At 63.0% G+C, this 15207-nt stretch carries 16 protein-coding genes; 14 read left to right on the top strand and 2 right to left on the bottom strand.

What is annotated here, in order from left to right:
• Positions 1 to 58: 58 nt before the first annotated feature.
• Positions 59 to 1120, bottom strand: coding sequence for an ELM1/GtrOC1 family putative glycosyltransferase (locus AUC68_RS15050; RefSeq protein ID WP_069438481.1), 1062 nt, complete (start codon positions 1118 to 1120; stop codon positions 59 to 61).
• A 168-nt stretch (positions 1121 to 1288) separates the two neighbouring features.
• On the opposite strand from AUC68_RS15050, the gene AUC68_RS15045 reads away from it, so the two are divergent.
• The 3 genes from AUC68_RS15045 to AUC68_RS15035 all read left to right on the top strand — a co-directional run bounded on the left by AUC68_RS15045 (position 1289) and on the right by AUC68_RS15035 (position 3142).
• Positions 1289 to 1660 carry a tellurite resistance TerB family protein gene (locus AUC68_RS15045; RefSeq protein WP_069438396.1) on the top strand — a complete coding sequence of 124 codons (372 nt, stop codon included), beginning with the start codon at positions 1289 to 1291 and terminating at the stop codon, positions 1658 to 1660.
• Positions 1661 to 1747: 87 nt separating this feature from the next.
• On the top strand, positions 1748 to 2440 hold the full coding sequence (locus tag AUC68_RS15040; RefSeq protein ID WP_069438395.1) for a sulfotransferase family 2 domain-containing protein: 693 nt from the start codon (positions 1748 to 1750) through the stop codon (positions 2438 to 2440).
• Positions 2441 to 2446: 6 nt separating this feature from the next.
• On the top strand, positions 2447 to 3142 hold the full coding sequence (locus AUC68_RS15035; RefSeq protein ID WP_069438394.1) for a sulfotransferase family 2 domain-containing protein: 696 nt from the start codon (positions 2447 to 2449) through the stop codon (positions 3140 to 3142).
• A gap of 55 nt (positions 3143 to 3197) precedes the next feature.
• On the opposite strand, the gene AUC68_RS16875 is transcribed toward AUC68_RS15035, so the two are convergent.
• A complete protein-coding gene (locus tag AUC68_RS16875) occupies positions 3198 to 3338 on the bottom strand; it encodes a hypothetical protein (protein ID WP_158008332.1) in 141 nt (46 codons plus the stop codon).
• Positions 3339 to 3744: 406 nt separating this feature from the next.
• Between AUC68_RS16875 and AUC68_RS15030 the strand changes: the two genes are divergently transcribed.
• The 11 genes from AUC68_RS15030 to AUC68_RS14980 all read left to right on the top strand — a co-directional run bounded on the left by AUC68_RS15030 (position 3745) and on the right by AUC68_RS14980 (position 14784).
• Complete coding sequence (locus AUC68_RS15030; protein ID WP_083240802.1) at positions 3745 to 5076, top strand: tyrosine-type recombinase/integrase; 1332 nt, start codon at positions 3745 to 3747, stop codon at positions 5074 to 5076.
• Positions 5073 to 5621, top strand: a complete 549-nt coding sequence (locus AUC68_RS15025; protein WP_069438392.1) for a hypothetical protein — start codon at positions 5073 to 5075, stop codon at positions 5619 to 5621. Before AUC68_RS15030 ends, AUC68_RS15025 begins: the two co-directional genes overlap by 4 nt.
• A gap of 96 nt (positions 5622 to 5717) precedes the next feature.
• Positions 5718 to 5951 carry a helix-turn-helix transcriptional regulator gene (locus tag AUC68_RS15020; RefSeq protein ID WP_069438391.1) on the top strand — a complete coding sequence of 78 codons (234 nt, stop codon included), beginning with the start codon at positions 5718 to 5720 and terminating at the stop codon, positions 5949 to 5951.
• A gap of 79 nt (positions 5952 to 6030) precedes the next feature.
• Positions 6031 to 7572 carry a DEAD/DEAH box helicase gene (locus AUC68_RS15015; RefSeq protein WP_083240801.1) on the top strand — a complete coding sequence of 514 codons (1542 nt, stop codon included), beginning with the start codon at positions 6031 to 6033 and terminating at the stop codon, positions 7570 to 7572.
• A 31-nt stretch (positions 7573 to 7603) separates the two neighbouring features.
• The gene (locus tag AUC68_RS15010; RefSeq protein WP_069438389.1) at positions 7604 to 7969 is read left to right on the top strand and encodes a hypothetical protein; all 366 of its coding nucleotides are present in this window, start codon (positions 7604 to 7606) and stop codon (positions 7967 to 7969) included.
• Between the two features lie 839 nt (positions 7970 to 8808).
• Complete coding sequence (locus tag AUC68_RS15005; protein ID WP_069438388.1) at positions 8809 to 9372, top strand: hypothetical protein; 564 nt, start codon at positions 8809 to 8811, stop codon at positions 9370 to 9372.
• Positions 9362 to 9751, top strand: coding sequence for a hypothetical protein (locus AUC68_RS15000; protein WP_069438387.1), 390 nt, complete (start codon positions 9362 to 9364; stop codon positions 9749 to 9751). Before AUC68_RS15005 ends, AUC68_RS15000 begins: the two co-directional genes overlap by 11 nt.
• A 20-nt stretch (positions 9752 to 9771) precedes the next feature.
• A complete protein-coding gene (locus tag AUC68_RS14995) occupies positions 9772 to 10686 on the top strand; it encodes a hypothetical protein (protein ID WP_141701316.1) in 915 nt (304 codons plus the stop codon).
• Positions 10687 to 10796: 110 nt separating this feature from the next.
• Complete coding sequence (locus AUC68_RS14990; protein ID WP_158008331.1) at positions 10797 to 11225, top strand: hypothetical protein; 429 nt, start codon at positions 10797 to 10799, stop codon at positions 11223 to 11225.
• A gap of 280 nt (positions 11226 to 11505) precedes the next feature.
• Positions 11506 to 12048, top strand: coding sequence for a DUF6441 family protein (locus tag AUC68_RS14985; protein ID WP_069438384.1), 543 nt, complete (start codon positions 11506 to 11508; stop codon positions 12046 to 12048).
• Between the two features lie 6 nt (positions 12049 to 12054).
• The gene (locus tag AUC68_RS14980) at positions 12055 to 14784 is read left to right on the top strand and encodes a phage tail tape measure protein (RefSeq protein ID WP_069438383.1); all 2730 of its coding nucleotides are present in this window, start codon (positions 12055 to 12057) and stop codon (positions 14782 to 14784) included.
• Positions 14785 to 15207 lie beyond the last annotated feature (423 nt).

Genomic DNA, 15207 nt, shown 5'->3' with positions numbered 1-15207 from the left:
ACAACCGGCCCAACTCAATGCGGGATCGCGGCATCCGCGTTCGATCGCGACAGCCACACTAGACGGATGTGTGGTCGTCGAAGAGCTGTGGCAAGCGCTGTTTCAGCTTTTCCGCCAAGGCGTCGAGCGGGTTTTCCTGCAGGGGCGCGATCTCGGACAGCGTCGCCGCAAATGTCTCGGGCGAGAGGTCGGCGATGGGCAGCGTACGCGACCAGCCATTGTGCATAAGGAAGTCGCGGTAGAGTTGCTCGTCCTCGGTGAAGCGGCAGGCTTTCGGCGAGACCCCGACCACTGGCAACCGCGCCGCTACGGCCTCCGAAATCATCGAACTCGAGTCCTCGGTGCAGACGATGGCATCGGCCATGGCGAAAACCTCCATCAAGGTCCCGGGTCCCGCGGTGCGGAAGTCGATGAACTTGGCCACCACGCTATCGTCCTTGGCCAGCTCGGCGATGCGGTCCGCCACGGAATCGGGCGTGCGGCGCGAGGTGGAGATCAGCCAGCGCGTCCCCCAGGCCTTTGAAACCTCCTTCACGAACGACAGAAGCGTCTCCCACTCGCTGTCGCGGTAGTGGAAGCGCCCTGCCCGCCCGCCGATCAGAAGGCCAAGGGTCTTGGGAGGCAGATCGGGGCCGTAGCGCGGCACGGTCTTGGGACGTCCGAGTTCGTCCGGATCGATCGACGAGGGCTTCAGGACGACCAGATGCTTGTCGCTGCCCTCATCGCGTTCGTAGGACGAAATGATCAGGCTGAAATTCTCCGGCTCCAGCCCCCGCAGAAGCGAGCCGCAGAAGATGTTGGGTACGCCCAGGAGGCGCGTGACGCAGATATTGGGCATTTGCGTCTCGCCTCCCGCGGACACGACCAGATCGGCTTGCGGCACCGTATCCGCGTCGATGCGGTAGGCCATGCGCAGCATGCGGGGCGGATAGAAGCTCTTGGCGTTGATGCGCGCCCGCAGCCACCTGGTCGGCACGATCCATTTGCGTTCGACGTCGATCCGTGTGACGTCGACCGGCCGCAGCCGCGCCAGGGCCGCAATGACGCCTTGGGCGATGTGATAGTGCCCGGGCCGGGTATCGGCGAGGAAGATGACCCGAAGAGGCGTTTTGTCAGGCATGGGATGCGGTGGCTCTTTTGCGGCGGCGGCAGGTTGATACCGCACCCTGGCGGCCTCTTCAAAGGCCTTCAAGGCCGCTTGGCAAACCGGGCCGGTTTCCGCACAATCGAGCGCGCCAACCGGCCTCTAGAAGGAGCCCTCCGTGAGCGACGAAACGCCCCAATCCGATTGGGTCCTCAAGGCCATGGTCGCCATGGCGCCTCCGACGGTCATCTCGACAGCCGCGAGATCGGCCACGTTCAAAGGATCTACGAGGCGAGCAAGGGGCACCCCCTCACCGCCGATGCGATCGCGCGCTCGGCGGCGGAGAACGCCAACATCAATATTCGGGACGACCTTGCGGCGGCAGCGCCGGCGCTCGCGAAGTCCGAAAAGGAAGAAATCATTTGCGCGGCCTATCGCGTCCTGCTAGCGGACAACCGCGTCGCCGGCGAAGAGCGCAAAAAGCTGCACGACATCGCCAACGCCCTGGAAATTTCAGAAATTCATCTTGGCGCCATTCTCGAGGAGCTGAGTGCTTCGCTCGACAACAAGGCCTGAGACCGGCTTGCAGAAGCCCGGCGGAAACAACTAGCATGCGCGGCCCGGGCCGTTCCGGAGCCATCCCTCGACCGTCTACTGACGTCCATGATCGTTTCGCACAAACACAGATTTATCTTTTTGAAGACGAAGAAGACGGCTGGCACGAGTATCGAGCTGGCCCTGACGAAGCTGTGCGGCGAGGACGATGTCATCACACCGCTCGCCGAGGCCGACGAGGCCGCACGGGCGGGCGGCATGGGAGCGCGGAACTGGGAGCGGCACGGGTGGTGGCAGAGCCGGCGGCCGTTCCTGAAGCGCCGCATGTTCCGGCGCGTCGCTCAAGACTACGGCTTCTACAACCATATGACGGCGAAGGCGGCGAAGGAGCTGCTCGACGACGATCAGGTCTGGCGCAGCTATTTCAAGTTCGCGTTCGACCGGAACCCTTGGGACCGGCAAGTCTCCTACTACCACCATTGCTACCGGAACCAGTCGGAGCGCCCGAGTTTCGACCGTTTCGTCGAGAGCGACCGCCGGGCGCGGCTGAACAATTTCGACATCTATGCGATCGACGGCGAGGTCGCGGTCGACTTCGTCGGCCGCTACGAAACCCTCGCGGAGGATCTGAAGCATGCGCTGTCGCAAGTGCATATTCGTGACGACGTCGCGCTGCCGCGGGCGAAGGGCACGTTCCGCAAGGATCCGACGCCCTATCGCGACTATTACACCCCGGAGACGCAACGCCGCGTCGGCGAGTGGTATCAGCGCGAGATTTCGCTGCTCGACTATGAGTTCTAGCCAGGCATGATCGTTTCACACGCGCATCGCTTCATCTTCATCAAGACGAAAAAGACCGCCGGCACGGCTGTCGAGGCGGCCATCTCGCAGCTTTGCGGTCCGGACGACATCATCACGCCCTACCGCGCCGCCAGCGAAAAGGATCGCCAAGGACGGCCCCCGCAAAACTACCGGATCGAACATCCGCTGAAGCCGCAAAGACCGCTCTGGCGCAAGCTCTTGGGACGGCCTGAACGCTACTGGCATCCCACGATCGGCTATTACGAGCACATGCCCGCCTGGCGCATTCGCAACTATGTGGGCGAGGACGTCTGGAACAGCTATTTCAAATTCTCGTTCGACCGGAATCCGTGGGATCGGCAAGTGTCCTGGTATCTCTACAAGACCAAGTCGAAGAAGACGCGCCCGAGCTTCGAACGCTACATGCAAAAGCCGACAGCCTATGTGGACAATCACGAGCTCTACATGCAGGACGGCGGCCTCGCCGTCGATTTCCTCGGCCGCTACGAAACGCTCGAAGAGGATTTGAATGCCGCGCTGGCGCAGGCCGGCGTCAAAACGCCGGTCAGCGTTCCGAAAGTGAACGTGACGCCGAAGAAGGATGCGGCCCGCGGCTATCGCAGCTATTACACGCCAGAGCTCAGGGACCAGGTGGCGAGATGGTACCAGCCTGAAATTGCCCTACTCGGATACGACTTCTGACGTTTCGAGACGAAAAAGTGCGGCGGGCCGCGTCCGGCCCACCGCTCGAAGGGGCTTACTGGGTGCAGGTGTTGCTCTCAGCATTCCAGGTGCCGCCGGCAGCCTCGCAGTCGGCTTGGTTGTCCGGACCGGCGAAAGCCGGCGCCGCGGCAGCGAGCGTGGTGGCGACGGCAAGCATGGCAACGAAATACTTCATGGTCTTATCCTCCGTTTGAACGCACCTGCATCAAGTGCAGGCGGACGGAAGAACGCCGACTCACAGGGTTGGTTCCGCGTGCCTATCAACTAAGGCAGCGTGCCCTCGAATGACCTTAATGTGGGCAGGCGGACTCAAATCTCACGATCGAATTTACGGCCCTCGCCGGACGATGGAAACGCTCAGAGCGCTTCAAACATGGTGGGCCCGGCTGGACTCGAACCAGCAACCAGACGGTTATGAGACGGAATTACGTCCTATTTGATATGGTTTGGCCTGGTTCGAAATTGTCGCGCCACGGCCCTTAACCATATCAAAACATTGTCGTTTTTGGTTCGCAAGTGTATGGTTCGGTTTGAAGGCATCGCACCGATGTTGTTGCCCCGTTGCTGCCCCGAGGACCGAAATGACTCAGAAGCGCCGCCTGTCAGACACCTTCGTCCGATCCGTGAAGCCACCGAAATCTGGCAGGCAGGACCACTGGGACGCCGCAGTCCCGGGATTCGGGCTGAGGGTGACGAGCACGGGCTCCAAGAGTTTTGTCGTCGTTGCGCGGTGGCCCAGCACGCGCAAAACGGCCCGGCGGAAGCTCGGCGATGCGAAGCGCCTCGGCCTCTCCGAGGCGCGAAAGAAAGCTAAGGCTTGGCTTGCACTGGTCGAGGATGGCAAGGACCCGGTCGAAGTCGAACGGGCGCGCCGTGAAGCCGAGGCCCGCGACCGTGCCGTCACGTTCGAAAGCGTGGCAAACAATTACATCCGCGAACACCTCGCCGGGAAGCGTCGCGGGTCTCGGACCGCCGCCGAGATCAGGCGAGACGTGGTGCCGGTCTGGCGGGACCGGCCCATCTCTTCGATTCGTCACGGCGATGTCGTTGCCCTAGTCAGGGCGATCCGGGACTCGGGCCGGAGCCGTACCGCGCACAACGCGCTGACGAACATCAAGTCGATTTTTTCATGGGCCGTGAATGAAGGCGTTGGGAGGTTCGGAGTCGACCAGTCCCCGGCCGTCCTGGTCAAACCCAAGCTCGCCATCGGCGAGAAGCGCGCCCGCGACCGAGTCTTGAACGACGATGAATTGTTCGCGCTGTGGCGAGCCGCGAAACGGATCGGCTACCCGGACGGCGATGCGGTCCGGTTGCTCATGTTGACCGGGGCCCGCCTGTCCGAAGTTGGCGAGGCCCGGTGGCGCGAAACGAATCGCCACGACGCAACCCTTGTCGTTTCGCCTGACCGCTACAAGACCGGCCAGACGCACACCATCCCTCTAACTGAAACGGCCCTTGCGATCCTGGACGGCGCGCCTCGTTTCGATGGGGATCGTGACGCCGATTTCATCTTCACCACGACGAACGGCGCTAAGGCTGTGAATCGGTGGGGCCCGATCAAGAAAAAAATCGATGCACGGATTATCGTCACGCTGCGAGCCCTGGCCCGGCGGCGCGGTTACGATCCGAACGACACCGACCTGCCCCATTTCGTGTTTCACGACATCCGCAGAACGTTCCGTACACGTCTCGCCGTTGCACGCGTACCGCTTGAGGTTGCTGAGCTTTGCATCGGGCACGCCAGGACCGGGATCGAGGCCATCTACGATAGGCACGCCTACGCGTCCGAGATTCGCGAGGCGTTCGAGCGGTGGGAGCGCGTCCTGATGGAGATCGTTGGCGAAACCGGACCCGCCCCGAAACGCGGCGGAAACGTGGTGAGCTTCGCGACACGACGCGGCACGGCGGCATGACCCGCGCGGAACAATACCCCATCGATCCGGAAGGCGAGGAATTGCCGGACTGGCACGACGACGATGCGCTTCGGGTCTGGACCTTGGAGGCGCTCGACTTCGCCTATTTCCAGCGCTACGGCGCGCGACACCTTATCGAGCGTCACGCCGACTACGTTGTCGATCTTGATCCGAAGCGCCACCTGATGAATCAAATCAGAACGGGCCAGACCGAACACGACAGAGAGATCGCTAAGGACGACTTGGCCAGGATCGTCATGGCTGAAGTGGGCGTGGCCTACACGCCACCGCCACGTGTCGCGCTACGGGGCAGACCCCGGAACGACCTGCCTCGCCAGGTTATCCGTGACGCCGAAACGATCCGTGAGATTTGGGCCCGCTACTTCGGCCGCCGGAACCGAGACCGTGGCCGGATCGGTGCGCTGGAAATCGCGGCGGAGTGGTGCCTTACCAGGGCTGGCCAAGACCCGACCCGGGTCGCGATTCACGATCTGGTCCGTAGCGCATCGAACCTCGTGAAAAACGGACCGCTCCGGTCCCGCTAAGTTTCTCCGTAAAAATACGATGATTTATGTGGGTTGTTTTCACGAACCCGCATCACCCATTTTGTCACGGTCTGATTAATTTCGACCGGAGATGAAATGATGCGTACGGATGATTTGCAGCTCCTCTCGCTGCGGCAGGTCTCGGGGCTTCTCGGGATTTGCAGGACTACGATCTGGTCCCGGCTCAAGAACGACCCCGACTTCCCGAAGCCGCTTCGCAACCTTGCAGGGCAAAAGAAGCTTTATTGGCGTCGCTCCACCATCGCGGCCTACCTCGACCGCCTCGAAGCCGAGGCCAACGCCAATGCGGAACAGGGCCACGCGGCGTGACGGCGCAAAAAAAACGGGCCCCGCAGTGGTGCTGCCGGGCCCGTTTTGACGGAAAAGAAATTCGATTTGGGATCATCGAATGACCCACCATCCAACACCCCAGCCGCGCTGTCAATGCCGCACCGATCCGTTGGCTGACGATCCGGGCCATTCCTTCGGAACGGTTCGGCTTCGGCCCTACCAGTCGTACGTTGTCGACGAGGCGCTACGGCACGCCAGGCCCTTGATCGTTGCACCGACCGGCTCCGGAAAAACGGTAATCGCCTCGGAAATCATCGCGCGCGCCACGGACCGGCACGTCCTTTTCCTCGCGCATCGCCGCGAATTGATCTTGCAGGCCCAGCAGCACCTGGCCGGGTTCGGCGTTTTTGCTGGGGTGATCCTGGCGGGCGAGCCGCGCAACCCGACCCGGCGGGTCCAGGTCGCGTCGGTCCAAACGCTTTGGGCTCGGTGCGTTCGGGGCAGTGCTGACCTGCCACCCGCAGATTTCGTCTTTATCGACGAGGCGCACCACGTCACGGCGAGGACTTATCAGCGCCTCATCGCGTCCTACCCCGACGCCACCATTATCGGACTGACCGCCACGCCGTGCCGCCGGGACGGCCGTGGCCTGGGCGGCACGTTCGATGCGCTGGTGGAGTGCCCACAGGTCCACGAACTTGTTCGCGACGGCCACCTTGTTCCGGCCCGAGTCTTCGCCCCGGCCCGGCCCGACCTGAAAGGCGTTAAGACGCGAGGGGGTGATTACGTTGAGTCCCAGCTCGCGGCTCGCGTAGATCGGCCCGACCTGATCGGCGATGTGGTCCAGCAATGGCTCCGGCTCGCGGAGCGGCGCGGGACGGTCGTGTTCGCCACGTCTGTGGGGCACTCGATTCATTTGCGCGACGAATTCGTTAGGGCCGGGGTGCGGGCCTGCCACCTTGACGGCGCAACGCCGAAACCGGAACGGGACGAAATCGTCGGTGCGCTTCGCGACGGTCGGATCGAAGCCGTGACGAACTGCGCCGTGCTCACGGAAGGCTGGGACTGCCCCGAAGTGTCGTGCTGCGTCCTGGCCCGGCCCACAAAGTCGCTCGGGCTGTACCGGCAAATGGTTGGCCGGGTGCTTCGGCCCGCACCGGGGAAAACGGATGCAATCGTTTTGGATCATTCAGGGGCCGTGTTCAGTCACGGCCTGCCCAGCGATCCCATCAAGTGGAGTCTTGGACCGGACCACAGAGCCGTTTCGCGGGTCCAGGAGCAACGTAACCGATCCGACCGGGCCCTACTGACCTGCACGAGTTGCGGCGCTGTACGGACCGGAGGGAAGCCCTGTCCGGAGTGTGGATTCCTGCCGACCCGTCGCGCCGAACAGGTCACGAACCGCGACGGCGATCTTGTCCGGGTCGGAGCAGCGGCGCGTCGGGCCAGCCCCGAGGAGAAGGCAGAGTGGCACGCCGCCCTGACTTGGGTCGCGGATCGCCGTGGCTATAAGCCGGGCTGGATCGGGCACAAATATAAGGAAAAGTTCGGGACCTGGCCGCCGCGCCGCACCGTCGAACCCGCTCCCCCCAGCCCCGAGGTCCTGGCCTGGATCAGGGCGGGTCAGCTCAGATACAAGCGGGGCCTAGCAAATGGGTAGGCCTCGATCAAAAGGTGGTCGGCAGTTCTTAATGATCTACCGCAACGTCAAGAGGTCTGAGGCGTATCACGGACTCTCAGCCGTCGCGCGTTCCGCCCTCATTGAGGTCCTCGACCGATACACCGGAATCAATAACGGCATGATCGGGCTCGGGGTTCGCGAACTCGCCTACGAACTGGGCTGCACCAAAGACACCGCGTCCCGTGCGATGCGTGAGTTGGATGACGCCGGGCTTGTCGTACCGATGAAGGTCGGCGTGTGGCGCGGCCGGAGGGCGACGGAATGGCGGCTCACGTTCCATCGTTGCGACGTGTCAGGCGATCTTCCGAACCAAAATTTCCCCCAACGAGAATCGATGTCCCAGTCCGATGAGAAGGACGCAAACGCTAAGTCTTGAGTCCGATGAGAAGGACGCAGAAGTCCGATGAGAAGGACGCAACGAAAGTCCCAGTCCGATGAGAAGGACGCAAATTCGAAATTCCTCAATAAAACCGATTCCCCCCAGTCCGATCACAAGGACACATGTACATTGTACCAGGTGGGTGGGTGGGGCGGTGCGCCCCGAGGGGCGCTGGTGCGGGTGACGCATCGGACCAGGTGGCCGGGCCGGTCACGGGACAGATCACGAATCGAAACGAGAGCGACGCGGGGCGGGCCACTTGGCCCGACACGCCCGCCGTCAGGGCGGAACCTGACTCAGAAGCGGATGGTGGAGTCTGTGGAACGAAGGAACGCCCCGAACCGGTTCCGTATCTGAACGGTGTCGAGGCGTGGCACTGTGCCTGGGTCACGTGTCGGAACACGGCAGGCGCTGTTGCGGCCAGAGCTGCCCCAGGAGCGACGGAACGGTCGTTGGGCTGGTCTGGGGACCCGGCCCCACCGAAACGGCATCACGGATTTTAGATTTCCGTCTCAGGGTGGGTGTCGTTTTCGGTTCGGAACCGGATCGGGTTGTGCCCGGCAGGAATCGATCCGGCGGGTACGGATTCTTTGTCCTCCGTCTACGGCATATTTTTTCGGCGCTGCGCACCGATGCCACGACCAGACGGTCCACAACCGTATCTGGCCCAAAAACCCCGTAAAAAATCGCAGGTTTTCTTGGGTAGTTCCGGACTCGATCCGGGGCTATCAGGTCGATCCGCGCTGGCCTGCTGCCCAACGTTTGCCCCGGGCTAGCTGTGCATTCGCTGGACCTGACCATTTACGACGCGGAACGAAGCGAGTCTATTGATCGGCATGGTGACGAATATCGATACGCAGAGTACGGACAAAGTGAAACCGCGTGTGACGAGATCAGCCGTGACGAACGGATCGCGTCTGTTCCGGCGTCCCCCGAAGAACAAGGGGAGGCTCCGCAGGTTCCGCGACCTGATCGATGAGGTGTCGCGGCCCCTCGGCGGGTTCGCGTCGCTCAGCGAGGCAAAAAAGCAATCCGTTCGGCGCGTCGCGGCCCTTTCGATGAGTCTCGAAGATTCCGAGGAGCGACTCGTCGAGGGTGCGGTGCTTGACCCTGAAAGTTTCGCTCGATCCTCGATGGCTCAGAACCGGCTTCTTCAAGGATTGGGCCTTCTCGCGAGAAACGGCGCGTATGTCGGTGACCGTGACGGTGACGGTGACGGCGATGAGCCCCGGCACTTTTGGGACCTGTCCCGGCTGAACGCGGACGAGCTTGATGTCTTGTACGGGCTCGCCCTCAAGGCCGGGGTCGATCTGATCGAGGGTGACGACGGAACCTTTGCCCGGGAGGTGGGCGAGGACTCAAGACTTGGAAAAATAGGAGAACACGAAAATGAGAACTGACAAAAAGAAGCGCGCGCGCCGCGCCCCGGAGCCGGTTCCGGACGGCGAATCGATCCGGGTCCCTCTGATGATGTGCGACGGATTTCAAAAATCGGTGGCGATGACCTCGCCTGGCGAACTCTACCGCGATGCAGCGGATCAGAGGATCGAAGACGGGATCAAGAAGCGTCAAGAGGCTTATGACGCGATGTGCCAGCGTCTCCGTGACGCCCACAAGAAGAAACCCGGCACCGCCACGGGCGAGCCCGGCCCGGCGCGGCCCGGCGCGACTCGGGTCGCGGACCGGAACCTGGAGGACGGGATCAAGAAGCGTCGCGACGCCTACGATCAATACTGCGAACGCCTGCGCAACGCGCACAAGAAGCCCCGCGCCGCGTAGCGCGTCCCCCCTCAACCCACGTGACGGAGAAGACGATGACGATGACAGAAACGATAATCGATAAGGCCGAAACAGCACCGGCACCGGCACCAGCACCTGCCCCGAAGACCGTAACGCTGGCGCCCAAGTTGCCGCGCGCCGTAGAACTTAAGTTAGCCGAGCTTAGGCAGGCCATGACCGACTCGCAGACCCTCGCTCAAAACATGGCGGCGAAGGTCCGCACGCTGAGCGACACGCTTGCCGATCCTCGACTAACCCCGGAGACGCGCGATTCGATCCGAGCCGAGGTTGAGATTGCAGAGCAAATCCGCGACGAACGTGTCGAGCAGGCGCACCACATCAAAAGCATTCATCAGTTGACGAAGGGGTTCTTGAACATGGTGAAGCCGGGCACGGAAATCCGCGCCGTGCCGGGCCCGGTTCCCAAAGCTGGCTCCGATCCGGTCCGGCGAGTCGCTGTGATCCGCGACGAGATCGCGGCGCTGAAACGGGCCCGTGCCGAGGTCGGAGATTCACCGTTGAGCCGGGAGGAACTTGTCGCGCGGGCCAAGGAGCACGTTTTGGCCAGAGCGGCACAGGGCGTGCCGTACGGGCTTCATACGGTTATCCCCGGCGAACCACGACTACGGTCCGACCGAGGCCGTAGTTTTAAGAACGAGGTCGAGGCCTTGTTTTCGTTCATGTGTTGGTTCCGCCAAAGCGATGTGGTGGAGAAGCTCACCGCCGACATCGATGCCGCGCTCGAAGGAAAGGACACCCTGACCAGTGTCGAGCGAAACGCGCGGCTCGCCGAACTCGACGTTGAAATCCTCACGGCCGAGCGGGACGAAGAGGCGACGATATGCGCGGCACTGGCGCAGGGTCACAACGTGACGCGGCGTCGCGACGCTGATCCGCGCGCCGTGCTTGGCCTTGAAGTTGGTCGGCCCCGTTAATGCGGGACCGGCCCCGGCGGGGGTGTGGTTTTATGGCTTCTCATCTTGCCAGGTGTCGGCCGCGCCCCCGCATGACATTGAGATCGGTTCGGGCCGGTAAGGCTCGTGCCGTGACGGTGCGGGACGTTTCTGTGATCTCTTGCTTGGGTTGGCGTCCCGCACCGCCCCTAAACAGTGAGGAAGGATTTGAAATGGCCGGACTTTTCGATGGTGACGTGCCGAAACGGGTCGTGACGATTCGCGGGGCCGAACTCGCGATCACGGGAGTTTCGGCTGATCACGTCGCCGATCTGCTCGCTCGATTCGATCTGCTCCGTGAGGTGATCGTGACGCGCGGTGAGAAGGTCGGTTTCGATGATATCCGCGACGTTCTCCCGGACGTATCGCCGCGACGATTGCGGCGGGGTGCGGCAGGGCAGGTGATGCCGATGCGATCCGGGACGCCCGCAGTCTCGGCGTCGGGGAGCAATGGGAAATCATCGAGGCCATTCTCGACACGACATTTCCTCAAGGCTTCGACGCCTTTGCGACGAGCCTGACCACATTTTTCCAGAACGTCGGCACCCGCATCGCCGACGATCCGGCGCGGTCCCTCTCGTGATCGCGCCGGACCAGGGCCCCGACGCGACCCCCCCCCAGTCGAGTCGGGCCCGTTAGCCGAGGCGCTGTCCCGGATCGAGGAAGGCGCGGCCCGGGCGCAACGCGTCCTTGATAAGGCTCGCACCGGCAATGGGGTCGCGCTTTTGTGTGTTGAGGTGCAGCTAGAAATGATTCGACGACACGCGCGGGACGCGCTTCACGGCGCAACGGAAAAATAGGATGGCCCGGGTTCGCTTCAAAAAGGTGCGCGGTGCCGATGATGCCATGGCTTCGATCAAGGACCGCATCACGCGGGCCGTTCGGGGTACCACGACTGAGGCTGCGCGTGTCGTCGTTAAGGAGGGCCGCCGTGACATCACGAGTGCTCCGGGAAACTGGGGGACTCGCTGGCCTGCCTCGTTGCGGGCCGACACCGAAGTGAACCAGTCCCGTGGCGTCGTCACGGTCTATTCGACAATCCCCTACTTCAAGATTTTCGAGTATGGCGGAAAGATTAAGGGCAAGCCCTTGCTCTGGATTCCGCTTGGGTTCGCGAGCGATGCACGTAACGTCATGGCTCGCGACTACCCGGGCGGATTGTTCCGTGTAGATCGTACCGGCAAGGCTCCGCTGCTCTTGTCGCGCAGTACCGGTGAGCCGAAGTATTTCGGCAAGGAAAGCGTCGACATTCCCCAGAAGTTCCACATCCGCGAGACGTGTCGCAGCGTGGGGCGTCGCGTGAAAGACATCTATTACCGAGTGTATCGTTCGCTTAAGGGATAAAACGACATGGCCAACGACAACGACATTATCTCCCGAGTCATAATCGAAGGCGCGAAGAGTGCCGCTGAGCAGGTCGATGCGATTGGTGAGGCTGGCCGTGAAGCGTTCGACGCTTTGGCCGAGGCGGCCGGTGCCGCCGCCGATGCGCAGGAAAGAGTCGAGGCTGGTCTTGCGGGGAGCCGTGCGGCTCTGGAAGGCTTTGCCGATCAGGTCCGTTCCGGTGTTACGGCATCACAGGAACTTAGTGGCGCTCTGACCGGGATCGGTGACGCGTTCGTGTCTGGGATCGGTGAGGGCGTATCAGGTGCGTTCGGACCGCTGTTCCAGGCTCTTGACCGGCTCACCGCCGGTGCGTTCAGTGGCGTGGCGAGTGGCGTTGCGTCGGTTGTTCAATCGTTCGGCGATTTGCGCGCCAGTGCTAGTGCCGCAGCACCAGACATCCTTAAGGTGTTCCAGGTTCTTGGCTCGTGGGCCGGGATCGGTGACGCTGCGCTCGGCGTGAAAGAGCTGAGCGCCGCGTTGGGCAGGCTTGGTCCCGTAGCATCGGCGGCCGGGGCCGCCCTGGCCGGTCTCGCCGTGGTGGCGACCGGGATCGGAACGGCGCTCCTTGCCGTTGCCAAGGGTACGGCCGCGAATACGGAAGCCATGAAGGCGGGCGGCGCTGAGATCGGTGCAACGGCCAATGAGTTTCAAGCCCTGAGCGACGTGGCCGAACTGGCCGGGGTGCCGGTCGGTGCGCTCACCTCGGCGATTGCCCAGATCGGCTCTGGGAATAAGCGCGCCGTGGCTGGCCTGAAAGAACTCGGCGTGTCGCTCCGGGACACGGAGGGCAAACTCAAGCGGCCCGTCGATCTGTTCGACGAATTCGCCCAGCGACTCGCCGCGATCCCCGACGCCTCGGAACAGGCCCGGATCGCGATGACCGCGTTCGGTGAGGACGTGGGCCGGTCCATTCTTCCCGCCGTAGACGAGATGAAGAACGGTCTCGGGGAGTACGTCACGGCACTCAAGGACCAGGGTCGCGGGATCGACGAGATCACCGGAAAGATCGCAAAGGACTTCACCGCCGCGACCCTTGAACTCGGTAAGTCGTTGGAGGGTGTCGGCGCTTCGATTGGCAACGCTGTTCTGCCCGCCTTCACCGCCATGGCGGAGACCCTGGCCGATCTGGTCCGTGTCACTCGTTCCGTGGTGGTTCAGTTCACCGGCCCGGTCATCGATGCGCTCGGCGGCGTGCTGAACGTGGCTGCTGCTCTGACCGGCGCGTTCCGTGCCCTGGTCGGAAGTATCGCTGGGATCAAGGGGCTCGGAGAAGCGCTTCGCGCCTTCGACGTGACCGGCATTTCAAGCTTCCTCGGTGTGCTGTCCGGTGCGGGTCGCGCCCTGGATGGTGTGGCTGGTGCGATCCGTAGGTTCGCCGGAACGTCGGATCAGGCCAGCACGGCTCTGGCCGTGATGGGGGACAAGGCCCAGGACTCGGTCGGGCGGGTCAAGAACTCGTTCGAACAATTGGCCGCAACAGGACAGCAGTCCGTATCCGTCCTTTCCGATTCGGTGAGCAAGGCCAGTAACGCCTTTTCGTTGCTCGGCGAGAAGTTCGGCAACAAGTCGGGCTCGATCAGCGTCCTCGACGAAGAGTTCCGCAGAACAGGCGCAACGGCCCGGACCGAATCGGACCAGATCACGGGGGCCGTGAACAGTATTCGGAGCGCGATAGATGCGATTGACTTCTCGGGTCTGTCCCGGTCCGCAGGTCAGGCATTCGCTCAGGTCTATGACGCCGTTGCGGGTGGCGCGTCTCAACTGACCACGACTCTCTCCGGCCTGGCCGGAACGCTTCAAGAGTATTTCACGCAGATCGATTTCAGCGCCTTGCTGGGATCGCTCCCCATCGCTGCCCAGGAAGCGTTCGATCAGACCACGAAAATCGTGGCGGTAGGGGCGGAACAGATCGGCTCTGCGCTGAGCTTCGACTTCGCATCGACGTTTAGCTCCCTGGTCAGTGCTGCGCAGGGCGCGTTCCAATCCGTCACGTCCCAGGCGAACGCGAGCACGGCCCAGATCAGGACGGCCCTGCAAGGCGTTAGGTCGGCCACGGCCGGGCTTTGGGACGCGATGGATGACGGGTTCGCTGAGGCGGTGTCGTCGATCCTGTCGGGCCTGGGTCAGATCATTGCCACCCTGGATCGTGTCGCGGCACGGGCCGCCGCCGCTGCCAACGAGATCGCCAGGGTCAACTCTGGCGGATCGGGAGGTTCGGGTTACGCCAGGGGCGGTCCGGTCTTCGGTGCGGGCACCTCAACGTCGGACTCCGTTCCGGCCTGGCTCAGCACCGGGGAATGGGTGATCAGAGCCGCAGCGGTGCGCCGGTACGGGTCTTCCTTCTTCGCCGCACTGAACAACATGCGAGTCCCTGTAGCGGCGCTCCGTGATCTTGTGAACGGGTTTAGCGCCGGTGGTCCGGTGCGGGTCCCGGTGCATGATCTGGTCCAGGGCTTCGCATCTGGTGGCCTCGTGACGGGACAGTCTGATCCGTTCCGGGTCGTGGCGGATGCGTTGCGGTCCGGAGGTTCGGAACGGGGCGATGGCGCTACGACTCGGCTCGATCTGACCATTGGCGGTGAGACGTTCCGTGGCCTGATCGCGCCGCGTGACGTTGCCGATAAGCTGACCAGGTTTGCGCTTGGCGAGCAGGTCAAATCAGGTGGTCGTAAGCCGGGCTGGTATTTCAGCTAAGCGAGACGACACGCGCGGGACGCGCCCGCCGGAAGGCGGAAACGTTAAGGGGGCACGGAGTCGGCGGATCAGGGCCAAGGAAAAGGCCCGAGCGCGGGGCACGGGCCTTAGGGGCTGTGTGATCAGCCGTTGTCCTGGCGCGGTAAGAAGGGGCCGGGGCGATCAGGATAGCTTGGACCGGCCCGGCCCGCAACACGGATCAGGCGGTTTTCGGACAGCCCTTAAAAAATGCGGGATGGTTTTGAGGCAGCCTGACAAGCGCCCCGTTCCGGGGTCCCGGACCGCCCAAGGTCCGTTAACCGTGTCGCCAGGTGGCCAGATTTCTGGCAATTCCGCCGGACCTAAAAACGTGCAACGCTTCCCAAGCGACACGTTCGCACCGGCCGTGCGCCTGACACGCCCGGCCGGTACTTGACAACGCAG

Origin of the sequence: Methyloceanibacter methanicus, from assembly GCF_001723285.1 — a bacterium.
GTDB lineage: Bacteria > Pseudomonadota > Alphaproteobacteria > Rhizobiales > Methyloligellaceae > Methyloceanibacter > Methyloceanibacter methanicus.
This window is presented reverse-complemented; position numbering and strand designations above follow the sequence as displayed.